We start from the raw sequence: 15833 nt of genomic DNA on the forward strand, positions 1-15833 counted from the left end.
CATTTCTCTAAGGGAGATTATGGCAGGTTATTTGTTTTTCCAATAATCTATTTTACGGTATAATAAAAAGATGTGTAATAAGCCGATATATACAAAAGACATAAGCTAAGAACCTGACAGGAGGACGAGTCATGATCGTGGATACAAGCGGGAATCTGCTTGCCCGCAATACGAAGCTGCGAAATACATATCAAATTCGAAGCGCCTTGTCCCGCAGTGAGCTGGCCATCGTGTATACGGCAAGGCTGTTGGATAACCGAGAAAAGGTCATTGTGAAGGAATTTTTTCCGAATGCCCTGGCTTTGCGAGGGATGGATCGAAAAACGGTCACTTGCGGTGCTTCTATGCAATCCAAATACGTGGAGTTTATGCATTATTTTTTGCGTGAAGGGCAAATGTTGAAGGAGTTAAGTCATCCGGGAATTGTCGGTTATATAGATCACTTTGAGGAAAATGGAACTGCCTATCTGGTCATGGAGTACTGTGCAGGCAAGACATTGGATCGAATGATGAAAGAAGAAGCTGTGCCAACATCTGATCCCACTTTTTTGTACCACACGGTGCTACCTTTAATTGATGCCATGGAGTACATTCACGACAAAGGAATTATTCACCGGGATATTAAGCCGGGCAACATTATGATTGGGGAAAATGGCAACATCAAGCTGATTGATTTTGGTTCGGCTGTGCATTTTGAAGGCAAAGAGCATCCGATCTTCACCACGGCGGGCTATTCTCCGCTGGAATTTTACTCTAATCGTTCGCAGCAGGGGCCTGTGTCGGATATCTATAGTTTGGCTGCCACGCTGTATTATTGCCGAAAAGGAGCACCTCCACCTGATGTGCCGGGCCGATTGTTTGCAGATCATTCCGAGCGGATACAGATTGAAAATGCGGGACTTTCTCTGCTGCCGTATGTCATTCGGCGAGGTCTGGAGGTACAGGCTAACAAGCGTTGCCGCTCACTTCGATGGTTTAAAGCCGCACTACGTGCGGAATATTGGATAAAAAAAGGGAAGCGCCCTACTCTTACGGTTCATTAATCGTAAGAGACGGTGCTTCTCTTTTTTTACGTTGTGACGGACATTATCCTGTCGGAGCTTGGATATGGTCGGTGTACACTGAAGTATTCGGTTTAATCGCTTTGTATCGCAGCTCGATTTCAGTGACACCATCCTCGAATGTAATGTACAGCTTGTCGCTGTACTCCATGACTGCTTTTTTGTTACGGGCTAATCTGATCTTTCCATGCTGTAAGGCGCAGCGTGTATCATGTTTTACGATTAGGCTCCCTTTTTTACCTGCGGAAAATACGATCCGTTCCGCTTCTGGCAACGGTTCGTGAACGTCAAGCGTACGGAACAATTCCTGCAAGCTGACCTTACGACCCGGAAAGGAGGTGAGCGGCCAAGATTTTACCGGAATCTCCTGTCCACTTGCTGTAGCAAGAAAATATCCTTCGATTCTTCCGGCAAACTGCGGCTTCGGCCGCAAGAACCAATATAGAAGAGCGGCTACTACGACACTGATGGCTACCGTCCATTTAATGGCTGTATACCGGGATTGTACAGAAACGGTTAGTGTAGCGCTGCTGGATGCTCCTTCCGGATCGGTAGCTTTAATCTTCAGCTGAGAGTCACCTGTGTGGAGCTCGGATAGCAGCAGATCATTACCGTTAATCTCAGCATGGACCGTACCCCCAGCGACTTCTGAATCCAGCTTATAGTTCAGCTTGTCATGATTGGGGTCAACAATAAAATCTGATAAACTTCGACGGGAATCGCCGTCTTCTTTTACCAGGTGAATCGTCAGGTCTTTTAAGACCTGTGGTGCTGCATTGGCCGCGTGAACCTTATGTACAATTCCCTTACGGTACCATTGCGGACTATCCAGAGATAGCTGCCATGTATAATCCCCGGTTTGAGGGAACGCATATTCGGTATGAAAGGCTCCTGACTTATAGGTCATAGGCACCTTTTTGGCTGTGCCCCCCTTGGGAGTAACTACAATATGGGCTTGGAGAGACGTATATACGGCTTCATCTGTAAGCTTTTGATTGTTCGGCAACAGAAGCTGAGCTTGAAACGGTGTCGCTTGACCTTTCAGCAACTGCACAGGCTTGTCGCCATGAGTTGCCGTTGCTTGCTTTCCTCCCATGGTAGCTTCGGCTTCCAGTCGATAGCTGCCAAGTAAATTGATTTTCACCAAATCCCCGCGTATGCCCCGTAGCTTCAACTTCACTTTACCTGCCTGTGGATGCTCGATTTTTAAAATCGCATAGCGGCTCGACTTGTACCTGCGGACATTTTCTGAATTGGAATATAGCTGTGTTTCCAGAAGGGGATGCTCCGACAAAAGCACCAGATTGGCTTCCTCCATACTAGAGTCCGGTAGAGTTACAGTTAATTCTTGCATCTCGCCAGTAGTCGTAATTGCAGCAATTGGGACGAGCTTGGAACGAATTTGACTGGCGAAAATACGGTTCAGAATTTCCGGCAGATCCTCGGCACTACTCGTAATAAAAGAAGCTCCACCCGTTTGAGAAGCGATCCGTTCGAGTTCTTGTCGATTCACTGTGCCATCATGATTCAGACCAATCGTATACACCGGATATCCCTTGGTCTGTGCAGATTTGATGACAGAGGACACATCGTTATTGGAGTCACCCTTGGATCGTGAACCAGAGGAGGCACCAAAATCAGTCTCTCCATCAGACAACAGAATCATAAAAGGCTGACGCCCTTGGGATGCTCCTGCCGCTAGCAGCTCCGAGCCTTTACGCAACCCAAGTCCCAAATCCGTATAACCGGAACGGTTTAGCGTTCTGATTTCCTGCTGGATCTGGGATTTTTGCGCTGCCACAGCAATCGAAGTTAGTGGTTTCGAGGCGACCACGTGGTGATTGTAGGCAACGAATCCGACGCGCGTACGGTCTGCATCACTCAAATCCATAAACATATTGATGACTTCGGCCGCAATGCCTTCAGGATCGGTATCCCTCATGGAATAACTGGTATCCAGTACAAAAACGGCATCATAACCCTCGATCGGGACAGCACCTAAAGATGCTGCATTAGCCTGATTTACAGTGCAAATGACCCCGTTTAGGCTCATTTGTAAAAATAGTACAAAAGTCATGAAAACGATAATCCCTAGTTTCCTTATTCTGAACATAAGCTCCTCCATCGCCGAGGCCAACGTGGGGGGATCAGCTCTCCTAATCCTTGGGATATAAGGGATAAAGGATCAAAACAGCTGATAACCTTCACATTAGCCATGAATTTGATTCTTTTACGCTTATCAGAAATATCCAATGGACTTCTATCGGTAATTGAGTTCTATTTGTGAATATTTCCCTGAAAAAACAGGTCTAACATATCATAAAAATTACGTATTTACGCATAAAATGAGTCAAAATGCCCTATTTCAATCTGAGACTACAGAAATTGACAAAACTGAAGAGTGCTTTGTATGATAGCTCTCGTATCAACGGCAAAAATTGGGATTGAAGTTAGGAATACGAAATCATAAATTTAAAATTTCTGTGTTATCTGACTTTTGAATTTGAAAAACATCTCATTTGTATGCTTTGCCGTTAAAAGCCGAATAACGCTTCGGACCGATTTTCGAGGTTACATGCCTGTACCGTAAATGTGGTATAAGCTCAATCCTTTGACGAATTTAAATGTTAAGTAGGGGGGAGGAGGCAAAAGAACTAAAAATGAGTTTCGTCCGTTTCAAATTGGACATCCCATGTCCGTATATGGAGCAATGGACCTATAACTCATACTTTGTTCATTTGCCGACAGCGATGGAAATCATTTATCAAACCAACCGGACAATGCTTTTTGAAGAGATTAACCCGGAAAAGCTGGACCTGATCACCATTGTAGGTGATGTGAAGAGTATTGACAGCTTGAGCGATGAGAAGATCAAGGAAATTAATCAGCACCTTCTGGTGCGCAGCTTTGACGAATTTTTGGATAAGTTTTCGCCGACCGTGTATTCGTTTTTTAACGCGGCCAATCAAAAAGTCGTCTACACCCTTAAAAAGCCAGAGGGAATTGATGAGGATAGCATTTCTGAAATTCGTGTAAATCAAAGTAATGATTTTCTGAAAATGTTGTTTACGCTCATTGATACCAAGCGCAGTCAAGGAATCACCAATGTAGATTTCAAATTTGAAAATCTGCTGGATATGATTTCACCGAAAAAGGTTATGGATGATATTCGTCAAGTCCGCAAAGAGATTCACTATATGTACGGTGAATACGACAAGCTGGATGATGGCGATCCGAAGAAACTCGACATGGGTGACAAGCTGAATGGAATGTTCGAGGAAGCGAGTCAGAACTATAACAACGTTATGGCTATGCTCCCACTGGCAATTGAGGACATCAAAACCCGCCTTCTGCTCGGTGGCGCCCAAGAGGAAAACTCCGGTGAGCTGATCCAGGTGGGTATGCTCTCCATTGGGGAAAGCGGCGAACTGAAAATTATTGAAGCGCCGAAGAGCGACAGCACTGAGCTGATGCTGTTGGATGAGAACAGCACTGGCGATCTCTCCCAAGTATTCGAAGAGGATTATAACTCCATCACAGATACGCCTTCTGACTATGTGAAGGATTTGGTGGTTCGCACATTTGTGCCACTGCCAGCTGTTCAGACGAAGGTGGATACAGCGGTTGAAGTTCAAAACTACAACACGTATCTGGAGTTCTATAAAAATGCCAAGGACGATTTCGTAAAGGCGGTTAAGCCGCTTGTGGAGAAAATCCTCGGTGTCAAAATGTTCTTCGATCAATATGCAACGAAGAGCAAAGGTATGCTGCCGACAATGCTGGTGGCGAACAACAAGCTGGACATGCTGGTGAAAAGCAGCAATATCCCGCGCCTGGAAACGTACCTGAACACTGTGAATGCTAAGAATGAGTTCAGCGACACGATCTGGTTCGGTATCGTTCCATCCGTCGAGCTGGAAGCAGCCGGTAAGGTAAAGGTTTCACGTGAACGCTTCAAGGGTAACGAGAAGGTCGTTAAGCAGGGCGGAAATTCTATGGAATCGCTCTCGATGCTGCTGCAAGTCGTGAAGGATTACAAAATTCAAATGTTCTTTAACTTTGAATCCGGTGAAGAAACGACTTTCAACAGTATGGCGACAGCAGGCATCGACAAATATGTCGATAAATGCGCCAGTCTCGTTCGCAGAGAATATAGCGAATTTGCTATTCCTTGCGTACCGAACTTTACGATTATTCCGAAGGACAAATCGGGTGTCATTATCGACAGCAAAATGCTACAGACCGAAGACGGTGTACAGCTCTCTAAGGAGAAAGAGGATATTCTCAAGCTGTGGATCGAGGGTGTTTATGTAGGTGCAGCCTACGTTGCCGCTGGCTTGGTCGCTTCCTATCAGTGTCCTGAGTACCTGCGTGAGACGTTCAAAACGGTCAATAAAAACTTCCCTGGCGTACGCTTCGACATCGAAGCAGGAGACAACAGCCTGCGCACGGTAACGACGATGGCCAAGGAAATCACCGGATTCACCAACACGATCAAGGATGCCATCAACCGTAAAAACTTCGGTTTTGTATTCTCGTCGGAGAATGCTCAGATCCAGGATAAGGATATCCGCCGGATTACCGTCTACAAGGCGAGAAGCATGGCGATGTCCGAGGACGGTTTTGACTCCATCTACAAGACGCTGGTCAGCACGTACATTGAACGTATTTTACGCTACCAGACAGGGGACTTCAAACACGAAAATATCGTCCGCTTCTTCAGTAACAATCCGAGCAGTCAGAAGAGCAAGTGGCTGAGCAGCAGAGGATCTGTTAACTCGATCATTCAGGATGGAGACGATATGAGCTTCATTATTGATGAGAAAAGCAATATGTGCCATATCGATCTGGTCTTCAACGGTAATGTGAAGAACCTGGAAGTCATGATCACTAAGGGAACCAGCTCGGTCAAATCATGATCCGAGCACTACGAAAGATGTTAGAGGCGTTTCTATCCAGAACCGCCTTTATACATAAATCGCGGAGAAGCTCTGCATCTCCCGCCATCATATTACCTAATTTCAAGGAGGCAACACACATGGGATTCAGATTGAAAGTAGAAGGACAAGAAACAATCGAGCTGGGCTTGGATAACATCCAAACGGTTATTTATGACACCGATACACCGGACGATTCCAATGCACGCTCCACAGACGTAGGCTCCACGCTGCGTATCAGCGGTAAAATCATCACAGCCGTAGACGGTGACAGCGCGGATGACACGCTGAAACTGGCTTTGTGGTCTCTGGTTCCTGCTGAAAAAGCAGACAGCTACCGTAAAGTAACACTGGAAGTTATCGCAGCTGATCAAGTTGTGCGTAAAATCCACTTCCCGAATGCTTTCGTTGTAGACTACACCGAGCACTTCGGCGACACAGAAGGTGTAGGTGCATTTACACTCTACATCAAACAAAAGAAAGACAAAACCGAGCTGGCTACAATCGACGGCGGATATCCGGTTTAAGCTTAACGTCTTCACGTTAAGTGCAGCTTAAAAACACACTCACCCGGCACACAAGTGCAGGGTGGATAAATATTAAGAGGCCTACGGGTCTCTTAATATTTATTTTTTTCGGAGAGGGGAACATCACACAATGACCAACTACTATGAGCTGCTCGGTGTCAGCCGGGATGCTTCGGAGGCAGAGATTAAGCAGGCTTACCGTAAACTGGCCAAAAAGTATCATCCTGATACCAACCAGGGAAGCGAGGAAGCAACGCGCAAGTTCAAGCTGATTCACGAGGCTTACAATACCTTGCGTGACGAAGCATTGCGGCAGGCATACGATGCCGAGCTCATCCGAAAAACTGAGGGAGCTGGCGGGGAACAGCAAGAGAGAGGGAGAGGGGCTGCATCCTCCAGAGGTGCGCGTACGGCAGCCAAAGGATTCAATCCGGCTGATATAGGGACTGACTTTGAGCAATTTTTTGGTTTTCATCCGAAAACGAAGGAGGGCTCACCAGGGAAAAAAACGAAAAAACCCGGTGATCCGACGGATACCTCCGCGATGTTTAACCAATTTTTCGGTATTCGTAAAAAGTGATGATTTCAGGATAGAAATGGGGGAAGCAAGCAGTGAAAACGGCGCAGAACAGATGGGTTTTCATCATAGATGTTGCCATGTTCGGGCTGATGCTGGCGATCGCCTTTTATGTGTTTAATCGTACAGGCTACAGCGGTTTGAAAACCGTGGTCGCGATAGGTATTGGAATCGGCGTGCTTGTATACATATTGCGCAATCTGGTGTCCGTTGTACCCGTGGCCAAGCCAAAGGCGCAACGTCAGCGGATTGCCAAGCTAGTGTTGATTGATGAAGAGGGCGAGTCCATTAAAGAATGGTATATCGAAGGCGAAACGTCGCTCTTGATCGGTAAAACAACGTCGCGTTCGGAGGCGGATATTGATTTGGTAGGTACAGATTATGCCTCCCTGGTAAGTGTGGAGCATGCGGTACTCAACCGGGTGAACAGCGACTGGTTTGTGGAGGATGTGGATTCCGGTAATGGTACAGGCTTGCGGTCTGCCAACGAAAGTGTAACCAAGAAGTTGGAAAGCGGTGAGCCATACCGGATTTACTCAGGTGATTTATTATATATTGCCAATACGAGACTGCTCGTTAAATAGATGAGGATGCTGCAAAATCCTCAGATCGCTGAAAAGACAATCATGACAATGGGGGAAGGAACCGACTATGAGTTTGACAAGATGCCCGAACGGACACATGTTCAGTACACGAAAGCACGGAAATACGTGTCCTTATTGCAACACGGTAGTAAATGTAGCTGCACCCAAGAGCGCAGAGCCAGTGGCGAAAACAAACGTCGCAGGAGATAACGACAAAACAATGCCGTATTTGGGCGAGACGGTGGGCATTCATCCGGTAACCGGATGGCTGGTATGCATCGAAGGAGCACAGGTGGGTCAGGATTATCGCATTATGGCGGAGAAAAACTTTATCGGGCGCGCAGAGGAAATGCATGTCCGCATTATCGGGGACAACACGATTTCCCGTAGAAATCATGCGGTCATTGTGTATGATCCGAAGAAACGTAACTTTTACTTGCTGCCAGGCGATTCATCAGGTTTGGCGTACCACAATAACGAGGCGGTATATTCACCAGCAGAGCTGGCTGCCTATGACGTGATTCAGCTGGGACACAGCAAATTTATCTTTATCCCGTTGTGTGGCGCCCATTTTGAGTGGGATAACGAAAACTAGGACGGAATTGGGCAATGGTGCAGGGAGGTAACGATATGCAGCCTTATTTTGTTGTAAGTGGAGCTGCGGTACTATTCGCTGTTCTGCTCATGATCCGTATACGACTGACGCGAAGTTCCGGCAGCCGTACCGTGAGTGGAATTGAGATCGGAAATGGTCAAACGATCGGGAGCCGGAGCGAGCAGGATGATTATTTCTCCAGTATGACGACACCTGTCGGTACGCTGGCTGTTGTCGCAGACGGTATTAGTGGGCTGGCCAATGGGCGTATGTCCAGTACCTTGGCTGTGACGACTTTTACGAAGGCGTTTGCCAAGCTGGAAGATGCAACGAATTTGAATGGATATTTTGCAGAGGCGGCAACTCAAAGCAATCGCGGCATTTTGCAAAATTTGAACGGACAGGGCGGAGGAACGACGCTGGCTGCGGTCATTGTGTGCGGCTATCAGCTGTATTACGGAGCGGTGGGCGACAGCTTGATTACGATTTACCGCAATGGTCATTTCCAAACAGTCAATTCCAAGCATACAGCAGAAACACTGCTGGAGGAACGAGTGCTTGCTGGACAAATGACCTCGGAGGAAGCCAAAACGAGTCCAGTACGCAATCAACTGGTCAACTACTTGGGCTATGAGGGCTTTGAGAGCATGGAAATGGGTAATGCACCGATTCGTTTGTATTCAGGCGATCATGTGCTGCTGTGCAGCGATGGCATTCAGGAGGCGCTGACGGAGATTGAATTGGAAGAGATTATGCGCAAGGGTGGAACACCGCAGGAAACAGCGGATGCCATGATCGACGCCATTAATAATAAAGGCTTTAAAAGTCAGGATAATGCGACAGTACTTATTTTGGCGATAGGATGAAACAAGAAAGACGGGGGTAGCGATGCGCAAGGACAACAGCGATTTTAGTACCGCCTTTGTGTCGGAAGCGGGCTCTTACATAGACAACCGGGACTATTTTGCATTCATGGAGACGGACGACATGGCCTGTTATGTCCTCGCAGACGGTCTGGATTCGGATCAGGAGCTGCGCAGCGCAGAAATGGTTGTCAAAACGGTGCTGGAAAACTTCATGGAGAAGCCTTCCATGTCCAAACGGCGCTTGATGAGAGATCTGCGTGAAGCGCAGGAATGGCTGCAATTTGAAAGCCGTCGCGTTCGGCTCAAAGCCAGTCTGCTGATGGTAGTGACCAACTATAACAAAATGGTGTATGTTTCGTGCGGTAATGTGCGGCTATATCATTTTCGCAATGGAAGGCTTAATTTTCGCAGTAAGGATCATAGTTTGGCTCAGTCATTGGCAGATGATGGACGCATTCCAGACGAAGCGACCAGCACACATGAGGAACGAGGTAATCTGCTGGAATACTTGGGAAATCCGAATGGAGTTCATGCCCATTACGCCAAAAAGACCCAGCTTGCAGATGGAGATGTAATCCTGCTTGCCACCTCAGGGATGTGGGAGGACGTCGAGCTGGCGGAAATGCTGGGGGCGCTGGAGGAAGCGAAGGACCCGGTCATGCTGACGGACACCTTGGAAGAGGTTCTGCTAAGCAAACAGCACCGGACGGTGAATAATTACACGGCTGCGGCCATTTATGTAAATAAAGTTTTTCAGGAAAAGCCTAAAAACCGCCGCAAGTTGATCAAACGGATTTTGATTGCGTTGCTTGTCTTTATTGTTGTGGGCGGGGGAGCATGGATTACGTTGGCTCGTATGGCTGCGAATAAGGCAGCTGCACTGGAAACGATGATCGAATCAGCCCAAGCCGCAGATGATTATGCAAGGACAGGAGATTATGCGAAGGCGCTCAAGTCCTACAGCGAAGCGAAAAACGCGGCGGTTAAAATTAACGATAAGATTCATAAGCGACTGTATACAGCCGAGCAGAAACTATCTCAATTGCTGGTGGACGGAGACGGCTACGTGGAAAAGGCGGACTTTACCAAAGCTGAAGCCAGCTACGAGAAAGCACGGAAAAGCGCCGGGCTATATCCACCGTTTAATGTGAAGGATATTGAGCATAAAATCGATCAATTGGACAGCTATGCCGAGACAGCGAGCTGGATGAAGGACGGAGATTTAAAATTTCAGGGCGGCGATTACACGAATGCGCTTAAGCTATACAAGAAAGCAAACAAGGCTGCGATGGAATCCGGTTATACGTCCGCGCAAAAAGAACTGGAGAAGAAAATTACCGAGGCCAACGATAAATTGACAGCTATTCAGCAGCAGCTCAAGGAGATTCAAGCTGGCAAACTTCAGGCCAAAGGGGATCGGATGATGAAGGATCTCGATTATGAAGGAGCCATTGATGCCTATAGCGGGGCACAGGAAATTTATCAGGAGATTGATAAGCTCGAAAGTGTTCTGGCATTGGAGCGGAGCATTGCCAAGGCGGAGGAAAAGCAGAGCGCGGAACAGCAGAAAAATGGTCAGCTTCCTGCTGGATTGGGATTGTCTGACGGAGCGTTGAACGACACGGACGCAGGGGACACAGCGAGTGAAGCTTCATCTTCCGCTGCTGCAACCCCTGCTGCAGAATCGCAAACGAAGGCTGCGCCAACGGCTTCAGCGGGAACTACACCCGCGAAGAAGGAAGCCTCTTCGGCTGCAAAGAGCAGTGGTACAGGCGATGGAACTGCCCCTTCGGCCAAGGTGGATACCAACAAAGAGCAAGGAACTGCTGATTCCGCTTCTAAAGCAGCAGGGGCGTCTGATTCAGAGAACCAAGATCGGGCTGCTGCGAACGGAGGTTAAGTTTTTCATGTTCAATGAATGCTGGAGCCGGAAAGGAGTGAGACGTCGTGAAAGAGCTGGTACAGGACCGTTTGAGCAAGATAGACGATTTAGAGCAGAGACGTTTACTGAAAAATATGATGGCGGGGGTATTTATGAACCTCGTCGAATATCAGGAAGAAATGACCCGCCAGCTAGAACGGCGGGTATTTGAGGAAATTGAGAATACGGAAGAAAAGATTGATGTGTACGTGTCATTGACATCGCGTGAGGACTATGACCCAATTCATGAATTTTTATATCCTGTGTTACCGTCTGATACGGAGGAAAAGCAGATGGACATCAGCCGTGTGGCAGAGGTGGTACGCGAAGGCGGTGCGATGCCGCTGTTTACGCTTTTTCTTGAGATGGAGACCGAACGTATCTCAGCGCTGGTGCGCAGCAAGCGAATTTTCTCAGGAATGTTGGTCACGGAAACCGGCAATTATCCGATTCGTTTTCGTCTGGAGCATAACCGTTCTTATATTTTGGAGATTGAGCAGTTATATCACACGTTTATGCAAAATGGCATGCCGTGGAAAACAATTAATCATCCGTACGCTTATAAGTTTGTGGACTGTGTATTGATTGGTGGAGACGGCGAGCCGGCCGCCCATGAAGAAATTCATGAAATTACAATTTCATTGGAGGAATTCGACGTTTTTAAGAAGGGCGACGTTTTTCCGCTTTGGAACATTGAAAGGCTATCTCTAAAGAACAGCGGTTTTCCTATACCCGCTATGGATCGTGTGAACTATGAGCATGTGCTGCCTTTGCGAAAAACAGGTCCTGAGCATGGTTATTTGATTGACGGGACTGAAGGCGATATCCGGTATATCAAGCGTACAGAAGAGGAACTGACGATTGTCACACCACGTGACAAGTCTGGCGAATGGCATGTGTTGAAGGTTACGAAGCCTGTTACAACGAGACTTAGTCGTCAGACTTATCCGTTATTTTCTAATCGGAGACAGGACAGCTTTTTGGGCCGCTATGCAGGAAAACAGGCCGTGATTGTCCGTGCCAAAGCGGAAATCATGCGCATCGTAAACTCGTTTGAAGCAGCGCAGGGGCTGGAGCTGGAACGTGTGGACATCTGGGGAGGTGCAGGGAGAAATGATGTAAGCAACCTTGTAACCAAAACCCAGACGTATCCGTTAAATCCGTTTGTCAGCGATAACGTACGGACAGAGGAAGGCAAGCAGATCATGCGTTTGGGGTTCAGACGTGGTTCTGACGATGTTTCGCCAACCGCGCCTGCTTATATTTTATCCGATTTAATGAGCTTTCTGGTATCAGAAGTGCAGATGTATTTTCCAGAGTACAAGTGTGAAGGAGAATGGGTGTGAATTACGTCTGGGATTTGCTCATGCGTGCGAGGGAACAGGGCCTGGATGTAGATAAATTCCGCTTCGTACCCGCTGTTAGCTACTCTCCGTATATGGAGCTTAGTCTGGCAGAGTTGAATACTTCCCATTTGGAGCAGGTAGTGGAAATCAATCCGTACTACCGCTTTTATTCTATTTTTCGGGATCTGTTTCCACCGGATGCTGAAGAGTATCTGGAGCTGAGAGAATCGCTATTTGATATTATGATGCATTTTCTGGCGGAAATGGACTTGTATCAAGGGATGAATCGGCGGGAGTACCATATCCGGTTTGTTCGGCGTGATATTGCAGAGGGCATTTTTGGCCTGAAGGTAAAGGAAGGCTTTGGACAATTAAACCGTGAGGATCAGGACGCGATTGCTGAAGGACTGCTGCGCCTGTATGAGACGGGAGAAGCCGTACATCTGCTAAAAGAAACGATGCGGCGCGTCTTTCATCGCTCAATCATTTACACCAATTGTGAGGAAAAAGACGAATTACTCATCTATATCGGCCAAGAGGAGACGCCATTGTCACGGATTAAAGTGGATTTGATTCTGGATTTGTTTCTTCCGGCACGTTTTACGACGGAATTGTATTGGACAAGTCATTTCGGCATTTTAGAGGAAGATCCTACGATGAAAATAGACGCTATCGCCCTCTATTAAGGCTAAATGGCTAAGAAAGGACATGTGAACGATGAACGGACCCTATACATACAGGTTGCTAGACCCGCTCACCGATCGAAAAAGCATACGCTTCACGGCGAAATACACGCGGGCGGAATTGGAGCAAATGACGACCTTTCAGTTACGCGGAATATGCGATAAGGAACGACTGGTCGAGGGCTTTGCCAATCGCCTGGCACGTGAAGAATTGATTCGCGTGATTTTGCGATTTCGGAGTGCGGAGGAGCATCTACTCATCACAAGGCCGAATCCTGGTGGTTTTGAACGCATGGAATCGGCACTACAGCGAAACTGGAACGACCGTCGGCAGGAGAGCAGCGGTATCCGGGTTCCCGCCAAAATCACACTGTATCAGGGTGTACGCACAGGTCGCATGGACAACTATCGGATTGAATCCGATTTGCCTTGGCTGAGCTCATCTAATGTGCTGCTGGTGAATGCGACAGGAGAACTGTGCGGTGTTTTGAATTTGGTGAAGGATGAGGGACGAACAGGCGTATATTATCTTTCTCGTCATCGTGATGCTGAACTGCGAGAGACGTCCAATCATAGTTATAGCCTGCTGTTTCTGCGCAGACAGGAATCAGAATATTTTTATAACCTCTACTATGGAGATAAGCCGATGCTGCCGCTGAAGCTTCAAGGTCACCGGGTTCCGGTGGCAGAGCTGATCATTCGGGGCACGGAAACTACAGATGCGGTACTTGCGATTGATTTTGGCACCTCGAACACCACAGCAGGTTCTTATTTGGATAGCTCCTACGTTACGGCCCCTGATACAGGTATGAGCAGCACGGTAAGGCTGAACGCCATCAATTATGTGTCATTCCCCGGCCCAGAAGGGGCAGAAGGCGACTGGATCGAAGTATTGCCGACTGCTATTCGCGTCGCAGACTGCTCCAATCCAGAACATATCCTTTATGTATTTGGGGAGGATGCACTACGTGGATCTGATGTGGCAGGCAGCCGTGCGACAGTATTGCGGGGGATCAAGCGGTGGGTCAACGATTATAAGCGAATCGAGGAATTAATGGATTCCGAGGGGAATACAGCAACCGCTTCCCGCAGTGATATTTTAGCTGCTTTTATCCGTTATGTGATTGCTACAGCCGAGCAGCAATTTAAGTGTCGGTTCCGCAACCTGCACTTTTCTGCTCCGGTCAAGTTGCAGCCCCAGTTTATAGAGATGTTTAGTGATATTTTGCCGGATTACCAGATTGAAGCGGAGGATGCGCTGGACGAAGGGCTGGCTGTGCTGTACAACACGCTGGCAGACCAGATGGAACGAGGGACTTTTGCGGACGGTGAGGAGTATCAGGCACTTGTCATTGATTGTGGTGGAGGCACGACAGATTTGTCTTCCTGCCGATTCCGAATTGAGGACGGACGTATTGCTTACAAGCTGGATATTCACACAACGTATGAAAATGGGGATACCAATTTTGGTGGGAACAATCTGACGTATCGGATTATGCAGTTTATGAAAATTGTATTTGCAGGTTATTATGCTGCCGAGACTCGTCTGCCTGACACCGATATTGATGCCCTGATCGGCATTCCTTCGGGAGATTTGTACCGTCATGTGGATGAGTTTGGTGTAGATGCTGTATATGCGGGACTGGAGGAACGCTACCGTGAGGCAGAGGCCATCTTGCCTACCGCGTTCAAACAGTATGAACATGCTACACGGGATGAATATCAGCGGGTACTGAGTAATTTTCATCTGTTATGGAGCGCGGCAGAAAATATGAAAAAGGAATTTTTTCTACGTACGGGAATCTTACGCAGCCGCTTCGAATCCGAGCAGGTATTATCTGCTGAAAGCGACCTGAACATTGCAGTGATGGATCGTTGGCTGGTATCAGTCATCGAGAACGGACGATTTCGTGATGAATATGGGTTGCCTGATGTGGTGTTTAACATTCGGGAGATACAGCAGCTTCTTAAGGCAGACATCTACAATATTGTGCGCAAGTTTCTGGATGAGTTTTATATGGAGGGGCGCTTGCAGGATTATTCGATTATCAAGCTAACCGGGCAGTCCTGCCGGATTGACGTATTTCGCGAAGCACTCAAGGAATTTGTACCAGGGCGCAGTATTGAGTTTCGTCAAAAGGCAGAGGACCTCAGCCGAGTACCTGAGTTGAAAATGGCCTGTCTGCGCGGGGCTATCCGTTACCTGAACGCTAAAAAAATGGGCACGATTGAGCCTGTCATTACCAATCATATTCCGGCTATTCCGTACACGGTCAGCGCATGGACGCATACGGGACGCGAGAAGGAGCTGATTGCGAGTTTGGAAAGCAACCGGGTACGCGGTTCTATTTCCCGGCCGTCTCATGCGGCTGAGGTGGAGTTCTTCCTGACGGCCGATGGCGGCAAGCTGCGTCAGCGCCATGTGTATCGTAGTCGGCCAGAAGCTTTTGAACCCATGCCGTATGAGGAAATTGCCGTGCTGTACGGGCGGGATATTCCGCAGGATGATACGGACTCCATCCGTAATGGGGAAACGAAATATTTTGTTTTTGTCGGAGATAGCCGATGGGGCTTTTATGTAGTCCCGATTACCCGCCGAGATGAATTGCTGCATCTGGGACCCAAACGCTTTTTTGCTTTCGAAAATGATCTCTCCGAGCTGGATTTCTTTGACGGCACGAAATAGTAAATTAAGGATTTCACAAAATGCTGAAATCAGAAAAGTACACACCACTT

12 protein-coding genes are annotated in these 15833 nt (G+C 47.6%); 11 read left to right on the forward strand and 1 reads right to left on the reverse strand.

Annotation, left to right across the window (positions count from 1 at the left end):
* Window positions 1-131 precede the first annotated feature (131 nt).
* Complete coding sequence (locus NLX78_RS16900; protein ID WP_250266470.1) at window positions 132-1043, forward strand: serine/threonine protein kinase; 912 nt, start codon at window positions 132-134, stop codon at window positions 1041-1043.
* A gap of 43 nt (window positions 1044-1086) precedes the next feature.
* Here the strand turns inward: NLX78_RS16900 and NLX78_RS16905 are convergent, their stop codons facing one another.
* A complete protein-coding gene (locus NLX78_RS16905) occupies window positions 1087-3174 on the reverse strand; it encodes a vWA domain-containing protein (protein WP_254351032.1) in 2088 nt (695 codons plus the stop codon).
* Window positions 3175-3811: 637 nt separating this feature from the next.
* Between NLX78_RS16905 and NLX78_RS16910 the strand changes: the two genes are divergently transcribed.
* The 10 genes from NLX78_RS16910 (at window position 3812) to NLX78_RS16955 (ending at window position 15783) form a co-directional block, all read left to right on the forward strand.
* A complete protein-coding gene (locus NLX78_RS16910) occupies window positions 3812-5980 on the forward strand; it encodes a transcriptional regulator (protein WP_254351110.1) in 2169 nt (722 codons plus the stop codon).
* A gap of 119 nt (window positions 5981-6099) precedes the next feature.
* Window positions 6100-6525, forward strand: coding sequence for a hypothetical protein (locus NLX78_RS16915; RefSeq protein ID WP_025685506.1), 426 nt, complete (start codon window positions 6100-6102; stop codon window positions 6523-6525).
* Window positions 6526-6655: 130 nt separating this feature from the next.
* Window positions 6656-7105: a J domain-containing protein gene (locus NLX78_RS16920; RefSeq protein ID WP_039272922.1), complete on the forward strand. Its 450-nt coding sequence runs from the start codon at window positions 6656-6658 to the stop codon at window positions 7103-7105.
* Window positions 7106-7137: 32 nt separating this feature from the next.
* Window positions 7138-7686 (forward strand): FHA domain-containing protein, encoded by a 549-nt coding sequence (locus NLX78_RS16925; RefSeq protein WP_023989858.1) that lies wholly within the window; start codon window positions 7138-7140, stop codon window positions 7684-7686.
* A 67-nt stretch (window positions 7687-7753) separates the two neighbouring features.
* Entirely contained in the window at window positions 7754-8281 is a 528-nt protein-coding gene (locus tag NLX78_RS16930; protein ID WP_069290165.1) for an FHA domain-containing protein, read from the forward strand.
* A gap of 35 nt (window positions 8282-8316) precedes the next feature.
* Complete coding sequence (locus tag NLX78_RS16935; protein WP_254351034.1) at window positions 8317-9147, forward strand: PP2C family protein-serine/threonine phosphatase; 831 nt, start codon at window positions 8317-8319, stop codon at window positions 9145-9147.
* A 22-nt stretch (window positions 9148-9169) separates the two neighbouring features.
* Window positions 9170-11047 carry a serine/threonine protein phosphatase gene (locus NLX78_RS16940; protein WP_254351036.1) on the forward strand — a complete coding sequence of 626 codons (1878 nt, stop codon included), beginning with the start codon at window positions 9170-9172 and terminating at the stop codon, window positions 11045-11047.
* Window positions 11048-11094: 47 nt separating this feature from the next.
* Window positions 11095-12414: a normocyte-binding protein gene (locus tag NLX78_RS16945; protein WP_254351037.1), complete on the forward strand. Its 1320-nt coding sequence runs from the start codon at window positions 11095-11097 to the stop codon at window positions 12412-12414.
* Window positions 12411-13100 (forward strand): iron-dependent peroxidase, encoded by a 690-nt coding sequence (locus tag NLX78_RS16950; protein WP_235308896.1) that lies wholly within the window; start codon window positions 12411-12413, stop codon window positions 13098-13100. Before NLX78_RS16945 ends, NLX78_RS16950 begins: the two co-directional genes overlap by 4 nt.
* A gap of 31 nt (window positions 13101-13131) precedes the next feature.
* Complete coding sequence (locus NLX78_RS16955) at window positions 13132-15783, forward strand: Hsp70 family protein (protein WP_254351038.1); 2652 nt, start codon at window positions 13132-13134, stop codon at window positions 15781-15783.
* The last annotated feature ends 50 nt before the right edge of the window (window positions 15784-15833 follow it).

The sequence above is a fragment of the Paenibacillus sp. Lou8.1 genome, assembly GCF_024213565.1.
Lineage (GTDB): Bacteria > Bacillota > Bacilli > Paenibacillales > Paenibacillaceae > Paenibacillus > Paenibacillus polymyxa_B.